This is a genomic window from Nevskia soli, from assembly GCF_903970205.1.
GTDB lineage: Bacteria > Acidobacteriota > Terriglobia > Bryobacterales > Bryobacteraceae > Bog-113.
The window spans coordinates 1-15,873 of the sequence record NZ_CAJCHS010000066.1; the positions used below are offsets into that span (position 1 = coordinate 1).

Sequence of the window (15,873 nt, forward strand, 5' to 3'; positions counted from 1 at the left end):
AAAGTTCCATCGCGAGCGACCGTACCGCCGCTTCCAAAGCGCCCTTCGAAGCCGCATACCCCACGATCCCCGCACCGCCTGACCGCGTGGCCGCCGTCGATACGAAGACAATCGATCCCTCGCGCGCCACCAAACGCGCCTTCAACGCCGCCGCCATAAATCCGAGCGATCCCACCACGTTGGTCCGAAATCCGCGTTCCAGGGACTCGTAGCTTTCCATCATCAGCGGCCGGATTTCCTGCGTTCCCGCCGCCAGCACCCAGCCGTGAATCGGCGTCTGGCGTTCTTTCAGCGACGCGAGAAACGATCGCACCGACGCCTCATCGGTCACATCGCACGCCGCCGTCTCAAACCCCGCGCCCGCCGCTTTGCCGGGATCGCGCCCCACCGCAATCACGTGTGCCCCTTGCCGGGTCAGCATTTCCGCGCACGCCCGCCCAATCCCCGAAGTCCCGCCCGTGACCACCACGGTCATGCCTGCCACAGCGTCGCTCCCCAGGAAAGGCCGACTCCGAACGACATCAGCAGCACCCTCGCCCCCGGCTTCACTTTGCCCGCCGCCATCGCCTCCGCCAACACCACCGGCAACGCCGATCCGCTCGTGTTCCCAATCTCCTCCACGAAAATATGCGTCTTCTCCGGCCCGATTTTCAGCTTCTTGATCAGGTAATCGAGGATGAACTTATTCGGCTGGTGAAACAGGAACAGGTCCACATCCTCCATCGCCAGATTCAAGCGCCCCAGCAGCGACTGAATCGTCTTCGGCACCGTCGTGATGACGAATTGAAACACCGCAGCCCCGTGCATATACATGTTCTCGGCCGATCGCAAACTGCCCTCGCTGTCCGGCTCGGCAATGCAGGTCTGCGCCGAGCGCCGTTGCCGGAACCCGCTAACCGGCATGATCAGGTACTTCGCGCCACTTCCATCTGTCCCGAGTTCGAACCCGAGAAATCCGCCCCCGTCCGCCGGCGGCTCGACCAGCGTCGCCGACCCGGCATCGCCGATGATCGGCATCAGCGCCCGGTCCAACTCATTCACCGTCCGCGACATCGTATCGCCGGTCAACACCAGTGCCCGGCGCGCCACCCCCGCGGCAATCATCGAATGCGCGACCGACAGCGCATAAACGTACTGGCTGCATCCCAGATTGATATCGAACGCGGCGCATCGCGTAGGTAGTTTCAAGCGCTCCTGCAGCAGACAAGCCGTCGTCGGCATCAGGTAATCCGGCGTCTGCGTGCAGTGAATCAGCAAGTCGATCGACTGCCGGTCGACCGCCTGTCGCGCCAACAGCGTCTCCGCGGCATCGAACGCCAGATCGGACCCGCAAACGCCCTCCGCCGCGATCCGCCGGCTGCGAATCCCTGACCCCGAAAGCACCTTCTGCATCGCGGCTTCTCCAAAACGCTCGGAGAGCTGCTCCTGACTGACGGTTTCCGTTCCGAGGGCGTACGCAACGCCCGTAATGGTCGATGCCGCCATCCTACTTCGCCGCGCGCACCGCGTTCAAAATGTCCGCCGGAGTCTGGGCATTCACCAGATCGTCCGGACTCATCGCGATACCCAACTTCTCGTCAAGGAACACGATGGTCGAAAGATAAGCGACCGAATCCCATACGTCCAGATCCCGCAAACTCGTGGTCATTTGGACTTGGCCGGGGGATGCGCCGATCGCATCCGCGAAGGCGTCCAGAAACTCTAGGTCACTCACTTGAACGGTCTCAAACCAGTCTACAAGCGCGGCCGTCCCACCAAAGCTACCTCCTGTTGGAAGGTCTTAGGTGGCGAACGGCTGACCGGGACGGATCGCAAAGAAATCGTCGTAATCCGCCGGCGTGATGTGCAACGGCGGCATCGCGCCATCACCCCAAGCGCCTTTGACGAAGACCGGCTCGCTGCCCCGTTCCCGGTAAGCTGCCGCGCGCAGCGCATCCGAGAACGGTTCGAACGAGGAGTGCGCAACCACCTCGGACGCTCCATTCTGGGCAGCAAGGCGCGTCGCTAAGCCCACGGCCGCCGCCCAATCCTCACGTTCTCCAGCGGTCAGTTGCAGATCGGCAATTCGAGCCTGGCTATCGACATCGGCCAGCAGCAGTTGCCCGGCAATTTGGCCGTTCTTACGGAGAACATATCCATGCATTCTTACCGCCGGGCAGGCCATCAGATAGTTCAACAGCTCCGGGCTGCGAACCGCTCCGGTATCCAGATCTTCGTCCCGGAATCGCGTAACGGCGTCTACAGACCACCCCGCCGGCGTGCGCGGCAGAAGCGGCAGACTCCACAGCCACGCTCGCGCGGTCTTGGCCGCCCGCAGCAACAACGTCGGCTCCGTTCTCCGTCCGAACTGCCGGAACGGCCGCAAGACTCGTACGAAGGTTCGGAATGCGGCAACCGTTTTATAGCCGGCACGAGGCATCACCTTGCGGGAATCCTCGGAACCGCCGATCCCCACCGAAACCGTGACCCGCTTCTCGATTTCCCGCCGCAACAGCAGCCCCGCGCCCGCCGCTTTCGGAGCCCCCGCCCAGTCGATAATCTGGCACGCGTCCACGCCGAACAAACGCATGGGCCAGACACATCCGTGCGCTGCGTACTCCCCTCCGCGTTCCAGCACATAGCTCCGGCTGCCGGCCCAATCCGGACGCGCATCGTAATACTTCCAGCGAATCAGGTCCAGCCGCAGCGACGGCGCATCGATGCCAGTCCCAAAAATGCCCGCCAGGAATTCGCGAACGCGCAGCGATTCTCCGGCTTCGGTCGGACGGATCGTAAACGGCGGCATCTCAGGTCATCCGGAAGCCGGCCGCTTCCATCCCGAACATCGCCGGATCCAGACTCGGATCGACGCCGATCCGACGCAATCGCCATCGATCTGCCCCCGGCGCGTTCAGTCCGCGAACCGCCGTAACCGCGCTCGCAAACCCCGCCGCTTCGACCGCTCGGACGCAGTCGTCATCGAAATCCGCGTCTTTCCCGTTGGGATAACAGAAATGCTGCACCGGCATTCCAATCTCTTTCTCGATGTCCGCCTTCGAACCCGCAATCTCGTCCTGCTTTTCCTGGAACGAAGCCAGCCGGGACAGGATCGGGTGCGTCCGCGTATGCGCCCCGACATCGAGGCCCTCCTCCGCCATGCGCTTCAATTGAGCCCATTCCAAAGGCGCGTAAGCCGCCGGAATGTCGGTCGGCGGCCCCACCCGGATCAATTCGAAGATGCAAATCAGGTACGATCGGCGGTCCTGATCGGAACACCGGATCAGCGCCTGCGCGATCGGATCGAACGCCGTGTTCGGAGCACCGCGAAACCTGGAGCCATCCGGAAGCGGCACATCCAACATGGACAGTTTGGTCGATTTCAGGGCATAATCGAGCAAGTCCGGCCACAACCAAAGTCTTCGATCCAGAAATCCCGAAACCGCGTACAGCGTAACCGGGATGCCTTCCTCGCGAAAGACCGGCCACGCCGTCGCAAAATCCAGATATCCGTCATCAACCGTAACGGCAATCTCCCGCGGGCCGTGCGGTTCGTCGATAGACGAAAGCCGAACCGGTCGATAGTGCTTCCGAATATGGCGCAGCTGCGCGCGCAGCCGCTGCTGCACCACCCCGGCATCGCCCGCGAACCGGTGGTACATCAGAATCCGCAAGCTGGAGGTGTGGGCCGCGCGAGCCCCGCGAAGACCTCCGCCAGCCACGAACAACTGTTTGAGAAACGCCTTCAACCTAGTGTAAGGTCTATCAGACTTTTACCGCGACCGCGCATCTCCCCACCGCCAACGCGATACCCCGCGCCGTCACACTTGCCGCATACCCGCATATTGCGTCGCTTTACGTGGCGCAGCGTGGAGGCAAGCCCGTTTTCGGACCGTGTATACAGTGCGACTCACCCTGTATACACCGTGTATACAGCGCGACTCGAGGACGCGGTCTATCCAGCCGGATCTTTATTTAATCCGCTAACCGGCTGATTCCAAACGACGCGCGCGAATAAATCCACCCGATGTCGACCCGAGCGACTTACGATGGAAGCAGGAGAGCGGGATGTGAAACGTTGCGAAAGTCGCACCAGGATCCGAGTCCCCCAAAATCACGCCAATATCCAGTAACAAACGCTGCGTGCCGGTTCCGGAAACCTCCTTTAAAATCAGACATATAAAGAAAAATCTCGTTTGGTAAAAAAACTGGCTCGCTTTTCCGCTTCCGCAGCCCTTGCGAGCTGAAATCGCCGCGAACGGCCGTCGAAAGGTCCAACGTAACCCGCCCCGCCGCGCCCTGAAGTGTCGGCATTTGTTGGAGGTATGGAAATAGCTCGAAAGTTCGTGGTATCTTCAAATTCGCTAAAGGGAAAGTTGTAGGAGAGGCCATCCCTAGGCCTGCTCCGCTTCGTACTCATACTGCTGACTCATATTACTTACGTGTCCTATCGTGAGTTCCTAACAAGGTTCGGGCGCCTGGCGCCCACTAGCGTTACCGGCCGACGCTCCGGTCATCGCGCGAATCCCGGGAATGCACGTACAAGCTTGAAGGAGAGACAAAAATGTACAGACTGACCGGACGGGCGAAGGCTTTCGCGGGCCTCCTGCTCCTCCTCGTTGGGTTTTCTGGAGTCCTGAGCGCCCAACTGCCTATCCCCGCGCCGGCTCCGGGCGGGCCTCCGAACGTGTTCTTCGGAGGCGTTAATCCTCTGGCAGCCGCCAATAGCCCTGTTATTTTATTCGTTCATGGTCTGGGTAGTAACGCCAGTTACTGGTTCACCAACAGCAACCAGATGTACGGCGATGCGTTCGCCGCGGGTTATCGCACCGCGTTCGTTAGCATGAGCGTCGACAATCAGGATAACCACGCCACCATCGCTGCCAACGCCGCGATGCTGCAGTCGGTGATGCCTTTTATTCTGACGTACTTCAACACCACGCAGGTTTACATCGTCGCCCACTCAAAGGGCGGCCTTGACGCCCAGGTGGCCATGGAAGATCCGGGATTCCGTTCGCATGTGCGGGCATTTTTTGGGCTGGCTACACCGAATCAGGGGACCGCTTTGGCCGATTGGGCGTTTGGACCGGGGTTGAAGATCGCCAACGAGTTCGGGCTTCTTTCCGAAGGTCTGTATGACCTTCGGCCGGAGTTCGTGGCGCCTCTCCGTTCCCAGCTCGACCCGATCTTCCAGACGGCCGGTATCCCTTTTTATTACATGGAAGGGCACGCGGACATTTTCACCAAGACTTCCATCTTCTTCATTACCGGCCCGATCCTGGCCAACTTGACGGACGGGGCGGAGAATGACGGACTGGTCGCCGTGCCGGAGGTCACCCTGCCGGATTCGTACTCGGAGAATCTGGGGGTGGTCGCCGCCGAACATACCCAGGTGGCCTTCGGTCAGAATACGTGGACCAACATTTACGGACGCATCAACGGCCTGGAAAATCGGCTTAGCGGGTGGCAGGAGATTGCCAGCGGCGGTTTTGGAAACGATGCCAACACGTGGATCTGGTCGCAGACCTGGTGGAACGGCAATCTTTACGTCGGTACCGCCACCAATATCAACTGCGCCATCGATTATACGGAGGGCATCGAAACCGGCCTGCCGTTGTACCCGCCCCCGGGAATCAATTGCCCCACCGATCCAACACAGCTTCCGCAACCGGCCGAGATCTGGAGATACACCCCGAATACCAAGACGTGGGCTCGCGTGTACCAGTCTCCTGTGGATATTCCCATCGGGAACGATGCGGCGGGTAACCCGGCTTATGCGGCGCGCGCCATTGGACTTCGCGGGATGACGGTTTATACCGAAAGCGACGGCACCCAAGCACTTTATGTCGGGGGTGTTTCTGCAATCGCTGACTTTGCTCTGCTTCCGCAGTATTCGGCGCCCAACCCGCCGTACCCGCCGCCGGTTCTGCTGCGATCGACCGATGGCGTGAACTTTACGCAGGTGCCTCAGGATCCCGGCACGTTCATGGGTAACCTGGTTTCCGGGAATACGGACATTCTGGTCGCCAGTATCCGCTCGCTGGTCTCGGCCAACGGTCAGATGTTCGCCGCCGTGACGGATTTCCGCGGTGAAGGATTCCTGATCGCCTCAAACAATCCTTCCGCCGGTGACAACGCCTGGGTTCGCGTCAGCCCCGCGCCCGCGATTCCAAACTTTGCCGTCTGGATTCTCGCCAACTTCAATAACGCGCTTTATATCGGAACCGGCGATCGCACCAACGATCTCGGATATGGCGTTTACAAGACCACCGATACGTGGGGAAGTCCGACGCCGTACCAGTTCACTCCGATCATTCTCGATGGCGGTTGGCAGCCCAACCAGGACCTGCGCAGTCCCACCGCGTTAACCATGCACGTCTGGACGCCGCCGGTCTCTTTTGGCGGCGACGGCAATCCGCACCTGGTTGTCGGCACGGATCGAAAAATCGAGATGGTCCAAGTCAATATTGACGATAGCTGGGACTTGCTTGTCGGACAGCCGCGCAGTACGCCGGATGGCTGGAAAGCGCCTCTTTCCGGTATCGGCTACTACTTCGATAACGACTTCGACGGGCATTTCTGGCAAATACAAGATGAAACGTGGAACGTGCAGCCCGGCCAGAATACCGAGAGCCTGGGTCTTCACGCCAGTACCTGGGACTGGAGCATTCTTCTTCGCACGATCGGAATCGCGAATGAGGCCGTGGCCGGCGAGGAAGGATTCGACTTCTTCAGCTCTCCCGATGCCCAACACTGGTACATCGTCAGCAAAGACGGCATGGGCGACGGTTACAACATGGGCGGACGAAGCGGCGTCTTCAGCCATTTCGGTCTGTTCTGGGGAACGGCGCGCGTGGCCGGCGGCACTCAGGAGTGGCAGGACACCAGCATGCTCGATCTGAATGGGGACGGAATCATCAGTCAGGCCGATATCAACCTCGTGCAGCAGGTGATGGGTACAACGGTGACGGGCTTCGATCCTCGCGACGTGAACGGAAACGGAGTCATCGACGCCCAGGATGTCCAGTTCCTGCAATCGCAATGTACGTTCGCGGCCTGCTCGGACGTGCCGCCTCCGGGCTACGGTTACTTCCAGCCGGGAGTCCAATTCCAAGGGTTCCTTTCGGCACAGACGGAGCAGCAGGCTGGTTTGAACGCGGTCCTTACCTGGCCGAATCAGCCCAACGCGGTCCGATACCACGTATACCGGTACACCACCTATCCCAACCTCACGGTGCTTCAGCAGGGCGGAACAGGTATTCAGGTGAGCCAGGCTCTAACGATCAACATTCCGCAGGATCTGGCCAACGGAACCCTCAGCGCGGCCTGCCCGTATCCGGGGGACAGCGGTTTAGGCCTGATGTGGTACTGCATGCTTCAGGACGCTTACAACGCTTCCCAGGCCCAGCCCGCTACCACCGGACTGACGTATGTCGGTTTCCCCGGGCCTCTGTTGGAAATCGCGCAGGTTGCCCAATCCGGCAACCCTGGATATACCGAAGCGATGCCAACGACGGTACAGTCCCTGTACTTCGTTCGGTATGAAGACGCCAACGGCAATCTGAGCCAGCCCTCGAACGTGGTCGGCGCTCCTTCGTTTAACCAGCAAGTGCCGTTGTACTGACCGCAGGCAACGACCACGTCCAGCCGCGATCAACTTCTCGATATGCTGCGCGGCCGATCCGTCCGGCATGGCGATTTCACGCTCGTCTCGGGCCAGAAGAGCGAGTGGTATGTCGACGCCAAACTGACCACCTGCACGGCCGCCGCGATGCCGCTCGTCGGTCAGGTGTTTCTCGACAAGTTCGCCGTGCGCGGCTGGCTGCCCAAGGCTGTCGGCGGACTAACCATGGGTGCGGACGCAATCGCTGCTTCCATCGCGTATGCCAGCCTCTCCCGAGGGCTCGCGATCGACTCCTTCGTCATCCGCAAGGAATCGAAAAAGCACGGCATGAAGAAGTTCCTCGAAGGCATGATCGACCCCGCCGGCGCTCCGGTCGTGATTCTGGACGATGTGTGTACCACCGGCGGGTCGACGGTGCTGGCCATCGAAAGGGCGCGCGAAGCCGGTCTCGAAGTTCTCGGAGCGTGCTGTCTGGTGGATCGGGAGATGGGCGCGCGGGCGGCGATCGAAGAACCGCTGGAATGTCCGTTCGACCGCATCTTCACGCTCGCGGAACTTATCTGATGTGGTCCGAGCGGCCCCTTTGCGGAGTGGGAATACCGGATGGACAGCTCTGTTTGACATTCGATGATGGCCCGGCCCATCCGGCGACTCTCGAAATCGCGCGCTATCTGGCCGACCGGCAAATTCCCGCAACGTTCTTCGTTGTCGGCGATGAGGCGGCGAAACACCGCGAGACGCTGTGCGCGCTGATCGACCTGGGACACACGCTTGGCAATCACACGCGGAGCCATACGCGTCTGACCGCAAGCACGACGACGGATAACTGGGCGATTGAAGAAGTCCTCGCGCCGGAACGGACCTTGCTCGAAGCCGGCGCCCAAACCCCGATTCCATTCCGCGCCCCGTATGGCGCATGGAACCGGCGCCTGGCTTACGTCTTCAACAACGATCGCCGGCTACGCGAGTCTCATTCGGGCCCGGTTGGATGGGACATCGACGGCGAAGATCACCGCTGCTGGCGTGAAGGCCGCAGTCCCGAGGATTGCGCGCGCCATTACCTGGCGGCGATCGAGTCCCGAAGGTCGGGGATCGTTCTCTTCCATGACCGCACCGCCGATGCTGAGAAGCGCGCCGGCAATCGCACGGGGGAGATGCTCCGGCTGCTTATCCCGCAATTGCAGGCGCGCGGGTACGGCTTTACCGGATTGCCGCGGCCGGTATCATTGCAATAGCTTCCGTCGCAATAGCTTCCGTCGCGTTTGTCTCCGTATCGGATCATCCGGTCACCGCAAAAGAGATTTCCTTTCGATGAGGGTAAACCGTTCGCCCTCGTGCGTTTCGGTGCGTTTCGATAACTCGGGCCGGAGTCATTCTGAACGAAAACCCTTGTCGAAGCGGCACAATCCAAGTGTAGGAAGTCGACGGGGAATGGGCTGCCGGAGGATCGACAGATACGAGGATTGCGATTCCGTTTGCAGCACGTTTCGCCCACAATCAACAAGGAGTTCCACAATGCCGGACGCAACGCGCGCGAAGACCATGAAGCAGCGAACTCTGGAAGAGACCTCGGAAATCGAGAAGCGGCAGCAGCAGCTAATCGACGCGGCGGCGAAGGGCGAGACCTTGTTCAACGAGACCTTGTTCAACGAGACTTGGGAGAAGATGTTCCCGAAGTCCGAGAGCCCAAGCCCCGCGAACCCGGAGCCGCCAGCCCAGTAACACTGTTCCCCGTAACTTAGTTCCCCGTAACTTAGTTCCCAGTGTCCCGATCTACGACGCGCGGCGCAAGCCGGCGCTCCCGCTTCTTACACAACGAAAGCCGGCGTGATTGGTGCTGGTGCGAGGTTCGCCTTTGCCGCGGCTGCCGGGCATGTAACGCGTACAATACTGATCGCTGCATAGGAAGGACCCGCCTTTCTGCACACGCTTGGCGACACCCGGTTCGTCGGGATCGAAGCTATCCGCCGGACCTTGAGGATTACTTGTTACGCGAGCTTTACTAAGTTGCTCGTAGTAGTCGGCGCGATACCAGTCCGAACACCACTGCCAGACGTTCCCCGCCATGTCGTAGAGTCCGTATCCATTTGCGGCGAAGGTCCGAACCGGCGATGTGCCCGTATACCCGTCCTCTGCCGTATTCCGGTCCGGGAAATGGCCTTGAAAGGTATTGGCGAGCCACTTACCGGAAGGCTTTAGCTCCGATCCCCACGTGTACGTCTGGCGATCGAGACCGCCGCGCGCCGCGAACTCCCACTCCGCCTCTGTGGGCAGACGCTTGCCGGCCCAACGCGCATAGGCAACCGCGTCTTCCCATGCGACTTGAACCACCGGATGATCTTCGCGCCCCCGTAAGTCGCTGCCGGGACCTTGCGGATGACGCCAGTTCGCGCCCGGTACCCATGCCCACCAGTTCGCAACGTTGTCGAGTGCGGTAGGTCCGGAAGGCGGGGTGAAAACCACCGAACCCGGCACTAACTTCTCCGGTGGAACTCCCTTGAATTCAGGTCCGCTCGGCTTCCGCTCCGCCACTGTGACGTAGTGAGTCGCCTGGACGAACTTAGCGAATTGGGCGTTCGTTACGTCGGTTTCATCAATCCAGAATCCGTCTACATGAACAGCGTGAACGGGCCGTGCGTCGGCCATATCCGGGTGGTCCGAACCCATCGAAAACTCGCCGCCGGGTATCCACACCATCCCGCGCTGGGGCGCACCATTCGGCTTAGGCGCCGGAGCCACGGAAGCTGGGATCACGGCAGCTCTTGCCGCTGAGATTCCCATATCGCAATGCTGCGATTGCGCGCCGGCAGAGTGCATGAACAGCCCCGCAGCTGCTGGAAGAACTAGAAGTTTGCGAATCACGGTAATTCACTACCATACCGATAAACAATGGGAACGATCAAGCGTTTGACGATCTTTTCTCGGCGTCTTCTCAGAAAGAGTCCTAGACAAATACCCGCGAGCGGCTTTTATGGGGCCGATTCGTTCGTCTTATCACGCGCGTCTGCCGTGAAATTATCTTTACGGCGAAATTCTTGATAGACTCTCTCCCGTAAAGCACTGAAAACAAGGTGCTTATCCCTACTAAATTAATAGGGAATGGGAAGTTGTCGAAAGAGGCTCCTCGTGTGCAAGTTCGTTTCTCATGGGTGCGTACTAAGGTTCTGGTTGGTCCCTCTAACGCTGTTCGTTTTACGGGCAGCGGCGGCTGAAGATCAATGGGCGCAACTGGTGTCTCAAGGACTCGCGCAGCAAGCTTCAGGTAAGTATGTGGAAGCCGACGCGACGTTCCGTTCCGCGCTCCAGCTGGTCGAGACCGGAGCCGATTGGAAGCCGACGGCACGGACCCTAAGTTTTCTGGCACGCACGGAGCAGTCACTCGGCCGGTTTGACGAAGCGGAGAGCCTGTATCGAAAAGCGCTAAAGCTCGATCAGGATCACGGGAGTGCGCTCGATTCCGCCGCGGTGCAAGTCAATCTCGCGAGAATCGGCGAAACGAGGAACCGGGCGGCGCAATCCCTGCCGCTGTGCGAAGGGGCAATTGCCACGTTCCGCCAATTGCTCGGGCCGGCACATCCATTCGTTGCGGATGGGCTCGACACACTCGCATCTCTCTATATGTCCCTCGGGGAGGACCTGAAGGCGGCATCGACGTTCGAACAGTCGCTCGCCATTCGTGAAAAGGCGCGGCCGGCCGATAACTTACGACTGGCTGCGACGCTGAATAATTTCGCCGGGCTCCAGATGACCTTGGGTAGATACAAAGAAGCCGAGGCCAGTTACCGGCAGGCCCTGGACTTGCGCGAGCGAGGATTGGGAAGCGATCATCCGCAAACAGCGGAAACAAGGCTTGGGCTGGTCACGCTCTATACCAATGAGCGGCAATTTACGAAGGCCGATTCTTTGGCGCCGCTGGTGCTTCCGGCGCTCACCGCTTCACTCGGCACTGACCACGTGAGGGTAGCCAACGCAAGCGAAGAGATCGCCGCGCTCGATGAACGCGAGGGCCGCCTGGAAGAAGCGCAACTGCTATTGGAACGCGCGCGCGCGATCTATGCGAAAGCCTTCGGCCAGGGGTATGGGCAGATCGCCGTGGTTCTGACACGATTGTCTGAAATCGACATCGACCGGAAAGACTACAAGGGAGCCGAGGAACTTTGCCGCCAGGCGCTCCAGATCGGCCGGGAAGCTTTCGGCGATCAACATCCGGAGTATGCCGCGATCTTGCACCAGATGGCGATGATCGATCTGCTCGAGGGCCGCTGCGAAGAGAGCGTGACCGCCCTTTCGACGGCATTAGCGATCCGCGAGCGGTCACTCGGCGCGAACCATCCCTATACGGCGCGATGGGAGCTGGATTACGCGTCGGTACTCCGTAAGGTACACCGCAAGAAAGAAGCGGAGCAGATCGAAGCGCGCGCTCAGCAGACCCTCCGTGACTCCGAGCGCGAGAACGGTCAGGGATATAGCGTGGACATCAAGGACCTCGAGCGCGCCAGCAAGCTCCTGTAACTGACAGCGATGGGACTTAGCTAATCCGTTACCGGACTACCATAAGGGACCAGCGTCTTGATCCGCTCGGCGCCATCCACCTGGTAAATTCTCCAGGTTGGCGGCTCCTTCTTCATGTATACGAACTGCACTTCATTGCGGTCGCGATAAACGTATTCCACTCGTACTTTGACTTGCGAGTCAGAAACGTTCTCGGGCGGGGATAACGCAACGCCCTGAATGGAGGCATTAGATGTTTGTAAATAGCTCTTGAACTTATCTACAGTCGCCTCAGTTGCCGATTGCTGCAGAAGTTCTTTCATGTGCCCGGTGTAGCACCCAAGATATGCGTTTACGTCGCCGGCTTTGGCCGCGTCGAGCATACTGTACAGCGCGTCCTCGGGCGCGATTACCTTCGGCCGGAAGGATTGCGCGATGGCTGCCGGACGTACGTCGGCCAGCGTCCAGCCCCGGCTCTTCGCAACGGTTATCCCCAGTGCTACGGCAAGCACGCCGGCGGTCAGGATTGTGGCCAGTCTCTCTCGTTTCATTTCTTAGTCGCGGCGCTGTCGCCCCTCCGTACAATGGTGAGATCCAGCTTGTCATTCGGATCGAGAATCATCTTCTTGATCCTGGGAAGTATCTGCTCCATGGCTTCGATGTAAGTACGATCGGAAGTTACCTTCGCGGCTTTTGCGTATTCGGCTGCGATCTGCGTGAACCTGGATGCATCGCCTTCCGCGATGTTAACCTTGGATTCCTTGTAGGCCTGAGCGGATTCGAGCATCTGTGTTGCTTCTCCTCGCGCCCGCGGCAGTAAGTCGTTCGAATACCCTTGAGATTCACTGACGGTTCGAATAGCGTCGGCCCGGGCGCTCGCCACGTCCCGGAAAGCATCCGCGGCCTCCGCCGGGGGAGTTACGCTATCGATGTTGACGCTGGCGAGGATGACTCCCGTCTGGTACTCGTCCAAGCCGGCCTGGGCCGATCGTCGAACGCCGTTCTGGATGGCCACTTTCTCGGTGGTTAGGACGTCGTCAACTCGAGTGTGTCCGATGCGGCGAGCTAGCTCCGACTCGACCACCGCGCCGATCAGCGCCGGCACATCCTGACTATGAAAGAGGAAGCGAGCCGGGTCGCCGACCGAGTACTGCACCACCACGTTCATGTTGATGATGTTCTGATCGCCCGTTATGAACTGCGAGGCGTTGGGTTGGGTGCGTCCTAAGACCCCGTCGGACAGATCGCCCCCAATCGCCAGCCGGCGCGTTTGTTGTACCTTCAGCTTATATACCCGATCGATCGGCCAGGGCAGAGCGTAGTGCAATCCGGGAGTAACACGGGGTGCGCTAACACCGCCGAACCGCGTAACAACCGCTTGTTGATCCGGTTGCACGAGGTATACGCCCGAGAGTAGCCAAAGCCCGCAGATAACCAGAATGATGCGCGGAAGGCGGCGGGGAGAGTGAGCGCCCTGCGCCACGTCCTGCGCGGGCGCGAACAAGGTGCTCATTTGATGCCCGCTTCACCCTTGGTCAAGACGCGCAGCAGCTCCGAATCCGAGCTGAGGACAACTGTGGTCTTGTCATCCAGTACTTTCTTATAAGACTCCAGTGTACGTACCAGCTTATAGAAGCGCGGGTTCTTAGAGTACGCCTGGCCGTAAATACGTGTGGCTTCGGCATCTCCCTCGCCACGGATTCTTTCCGCCTCTTTGTAAGCGGCCGAAAGGATCTCTTCTTTCTGGCGATCCGCGTCTGCGCGGATACTAAGCGCCTGCTCTTCTCCTTCGGCGCGGTACTGGCGGGCAATCCGGTCCCGCTCCGCGCGCATGCGGGCGTACACGCTCTGTTTGTTCTGCTCGGGCAGGTTCAAACGTTTAATACGAACATCTAATACGCGAATCCCGTATTGATCTAGCGCGGCACGGTCCGTTGCTTGTGTAAGTTGATCCAGCATCGGGGACGCCTGGACATTGCTACTTGCAGCAGAGATAAGCGAATCGATATCGCGCGTTCCGATCGACGCGGATAGTCCCGACCAGATAATGTCGTGGAGCCGCATCTCGGCCGCAATTGGGTCGCCGACCGTCTGTACGAAGCGGTTTGGATCGTCGATGCGCCATGCCACATAGCTCTCGACCACCAGGTTCTTCTTGTCGCGCGTCAGAAACTCGGAGGGACGCGGGTTATAGATACGCAGGCGGCGATCGAATCGCAGGGCACTTTGAAACGGCCACTTCACATGGAGTCCGGCGTCCGTGACCGTATAGAGCGGCCGGCCGAACTGAGTGACCAGGACGAACTCGGTCTCACGAACCGAAAAGAACGTTAGGTACAACAAGAGCAACAGGATCGCTGCTGCCGCGGGGAGAGTATATCGGTTACCCGTTCGCATATTAGTTAAGAATTCCCGGTGATGGAATTTCAACGCCGTCTTCCAGTAACAGAAGATGGCGTCGGCCTTGACTCTTATCAATAATCAGCTTCTTCTTGCCCGGTAGCACGGCTTCCACGGTCTCCAGGTAGAGACGATGTTCGGTAGCTTGAGGGGCCGCTGCGAATGCGGCTTCGGTAAGCGTGAAACGGCTGGCATCCCCGGTGGCGCGGTTCGTGCGTCCGATCTGGTAAGCAGCCGCATTTCGGGTCAGCGCCTGCGCGTTTCCGCGAGCCAGCGCTAACTGTTCGTTGCGATAACCTTCGGCTTCATTAATCAACCGGCTCTTCTCTTCGAACGCGCCGGAGACTTCCCGGAACGCATCCACGACTTCGAGCGACGGATGAACGTCTTCAAGCCGCACCTGCAGTACCTTGACGCCGGTCTGGTACAAGTCAAGCTTCTTCTGGAGCAGGTCTCTGGCGCGCAATTCAACCGCCTTGCGTCCCGTGGTCAATAAGTCGTCGATCGAGGTTTGAGTCACGATTGATTGGATCACCGATTCGGCGGCCGCGCGTACCGTTGCGTCCCCGTTGATCTGACGGAACACAAAGTCATCGGGGCGCTCGGGGCTGTAATGAACCGTGGCATTCAGTTCGATCATGTTTTGATCGCCGGTCAGCATGAGCGCCTCTTCGGGAACGCGTTGAAAGCGCCCGGACCGGTGCTGCACGTTCCATTCGTAGGCGGCGGGTTCCGCGTCAACGGAAGCTGTGTTCGTCCGGAAGCCGACTTCCACGGCGCGGACGCGGTGCGCTTGCATACGCGTGAGGCGATCAATCGGCCATGGAAGTTTGTAGTGTAGACCGGGTTCCTTGTTCGGAACTTCTTTACGGCCGAAGCGCTCAATGATGCCGGTTTCGTCCGGCTTCAGCGCATAAAACCCGTTCAGCACAAAGAGCGCGGCGCTGGTATAGATCAGAGGCTTCCACATCCGATGCCGGTGATCCATCAACCAGCCTGTGATGGAATCGAACTCGAAGTGGGCCGCGGACTCTTTGAAGCGCGACGCGAAACGGGGAAGCGGCGAATGGTCCAGCCGGTCGGTAATACGCGAGTGCCAGCGCCTTCCACCCTCGCGGCGCACATAGAGTAAGCGCAGCGAATTCATCATCACGAAGAAGGAAGACAACTGATGAGTTACAGCCGCGCCAACCGGACCGATCTTTCCTGTCGCGGCGAGCAACACCGCACTGAGGTTGAGGACACCGGCAAACAGGAAGATGTTCTGCCACGCCGTTCTAACAGCGCTGCGACTTACTTTAAAGAACTCCGGAAGATCGGCGAGCGAGTGCGGCATATAGACTACATCCGCCGCTTCGGCAGTTACATCGCTCGCTCCGGCC

At 59.7% G+C, this 15,873-nt stretch carries 15 protein-coding genes; 5 read left to right on the top strand and 10 right to left on the bottom strand.

Going from position 1 to position 15,873, the window contains the following annotated elements:
• From H1Y01_RS03315 to H1Y01_RS03335, 5 genes are all read right to left on the bottom strand, one after another.
• Positions 1-475, bottom strand: a 475-nt coding sequence (locus H1Y01_RS03315) for an SDR family NAD(P)-dependent oxidoreductase (protein WP_180538758.1), incomplete at its 3' end; no start/stop codon positions are given.
• Positions 472-1,485, bottom strand: coding sequence for a 3-oxoacyl-ACP synthase III family protein (locus H1Y01_RS03320; protein ID WP_180538760.1), 1,014 nt, complete (start codon positions 1,483-1,485; stop codon positions 472-474). The genes H1Y01_RS03315 and H1Y01_RS03320, both read right to left, overlap by 4 nt.
• 1 nt (position 1,486) lies before the next feature.
• A complete protein-coding gene (locus H1Y01_RS03325; protein ID WP_180538762.1) occupies positions 1,487-1,714 on the bottom strand; it encodes an acyl carrier protein in 228 nt (75 codons plus the stop codon).
• Positions 1,715-1,780: 66 nt separating this feature from the next.
• Positions 1,781-2,785 carry a hypothetical protein gene (locus H1Y01_RS03330; protein WP_180538764.1) on the bottom strand — a complete coding sequence of 335 codons (1,005 nt, stop codon included), beginning with the start codon at positions 2,783-2,785 and terminating at the stop codon, positions 1,781-1,783.
• Between the two features lies 1 nt (position 2,786).
• The gene (locus H1Y01_RS03335; protein ID WP_180538766.1) at positions 2,787-3,725 is read right to left on the bottom strand and encodes a polysaccharide deacetylase family protein; all 939 of its coding nucleotides are present in this window, start codon (positions 3,723-3,725) and stop codon (positions 2,787-2,789) included.
• An 815-nt stretch (positions 3,726-4,540) separates the two neighbouring features.
• Between H1Y01_RS03335 and H1Y01_RS03340 the strand changes: the two genes are divergently transcribed.
• The 4 genes from H1Y01_RS03340 to H1Y01_RS03355 all read left to right on the top strand — a co-directional run bounded on the left by H1Y01_RS03340 (position 4,541) and on the right by H1Y01_RS03355 (position 9,322).
• Positions 4,541-7,600, top strand: a complete 3,060-nt coding sequence (locus tag H1Y01_RS03340; RefSeq protein ID WP_180538768.1) for a dockerin type I domain-containing protein — start codon at positions 4,541-4,543, stop codon at positions 7,598-7,600.
• Between the two features lie 42 nt (positions 7,601-7,642).
• Positions 7,643-8,164, top strand: coding sequence for an orotate phosphoribosyltransferase (locus H1Y01_RS03345; protein ID WP_180538770.1), 522 nt, complete (start codon positions 7,643-7,645; stop codon positions 8,162-8,164).
• 53 nt (positions 8,165-8,217) lie between these two features.
• Positions 8,218-8,835, top strand: a complete 618-nt coding sequence (locus tag H1Y01_RS03350; protein WP_219341228.1) for a polysaccharide deacetylase family protein — start codon at positions 8,218-8,220, stop codon at positions 8,833-8,835.
• Between the two features lie 280 nt (positions 8,836-9,115).
• Positions 9,116-9,322 (top strand): hypothetical protein, encoded by a 207-nt coding sequence (locus H1Y01_RS03355; RefSeq protein ID WP_180538774.1) that lies wholly within the window; start codon positions 9,116-9,118, stop codon positions 9,320-9,322.
• A gap of 51 nt (positions 9,323-9,373) precedes the next feature.
• Here the strand turns inward: H1Y01_RS03355 and H1Y01_RS03360 are convergent, their stop codons facing one another.
• Positions 9,374-10,462 (bottom strand): formylglycine-generating enzyme family protein, encoded by a 1,089-nt coding sequence (locus H1Y01_RS03360; protein WP_219341229.1) that lies wholly within the window; start codon positions 10,460-10,462, stop codon positions 9,374-9,376.
• A gap of 306 nt (positions 10,463-10,768) precedes the next feature.
• Between H1Y01_RS03360 and H1Y01_RS03365 the strand changes: the two genes are divergently transcribed.
• Complete coding sequence (locus H1Y01_RS03365; protein WP_180538776.1) at positions 10,769-12,112, top strand: tetratricopeptide repeat protein; 1,344 nt, start codon at positions 10,769-10,771, stop codon at positions 12,110-12,112.
• 20 nt (positions 12,113-12,132) lie between these two features.
• Here H1Y01_RS03365 and H1Y01_RS03370 read toward each other — a convergent pair whose 3' ends face one another.
• The 4 genes from H1Y01_RS03370 to hflK (H1Y01_RS03385) all read right to left on the bottom strand — a co-directional run.
• On the bottom strand, positions 12,133-12,642 hold the full coding sequence (locus H1Y01_RS03370; protein WP_180538778.1) for a hypothetical protein: 510 nt from the start codon (positions 12,640-12,642) through the stop codon (positions 12,133-12,135).
• Complete coding sequence (hflK, locus tag H1Y01_RS03375; RefSeq protein ID WP_180538780.1) at positions 12,639-13,604, bottom strand: FtsH protease activity modulator HflK; 966 nt, start codon at positions 13,602-13,604, stop codon at positions 12,639-12,641. Before hflK (H1Y01_RS03375) ends, H1Y01_RS03370 begins: the two co-directional genes overlap by 4 nt.
• Complete coding sequence (gene hflC / locus H1Y01_RS03380) at positions 13,601-14,488, bottom strand: protease modulator HflC (RefSeq protein ID WP_180538782.1); 888 nt, start codon at positions 14,486-14,488, stop codon at positions 13,601-13,603. The genes hflK (H1Y01_RS03375) and hflC overlap by 4 nt, the downstream gene beginning before the upstream one ends.
• Position 14,489: 1 nt before the next feature.
• Positions 14,490-15,873: FtsH protease activity modulator HflK (hflK, locus tag H1Y01_RS03385; RefSeq protein WP_180538784.1), on the bottom strand; the 1,384-nt coding region annotated here is incomplete at its 5' end.

Coding starts and splice junctions, on each gene's coding strand:
- H1Y01_RS03370 (WP_180538778.1), bottom strand. CDS start 12,642: ATGAAACGAGAGAGACTGGCCACAATCCTGACCGCCGGCGTGCTTGCC.
- H1Y01_RS03355 (WP_180538774.1), top strand. CDS start 9,116: ATGCCGGACGCAACGCGCGCGAAGACCATGAAGCAGCGAACTCTGGAA.
- hflC (WP_180538782.1), bottom strand. CDS start 14,488: ATGCGAACGGGTAACCGATATACTCTCCCCGCGGCAGCAGCGATCCTG.
- H1Y01_RS03345 (WP_180538770.1), top strand. CDS start 7,643: ATGCTGCGCGGCCGATCCGTCCGGCATGGCGATTTCACGCTCGTCTCG.
- H1Y01_RS03340 (WP_180538768.1), top strand. CDS start 4,541: ATGTACAGACTGACCGGACGGGCGAAGGCTTTCGCGGGCCTCCTGCTC.
- H1Y01_RS03320 (WP_180538760.1), bottom strand. CDS start 1,485: ATGGCGGCATCGACCATTACGGGCGTTGCGTACGCCCTCGGAACGGAA.
- H1Y01_RS03330 (WP_180538764.1), bottom strand. CDS start 2,785: ATGCCGCCGTTTACGATCCGTCCGACCGAAGCCGGAGAATCGCTGCGC.
- hflK (WP_180538780.1), bottom strand. CDS start 13,604: ATGAGCACCTTGTTCGCGCCCGCGCAGGACGTGGCGCAGGGCGCTCAC.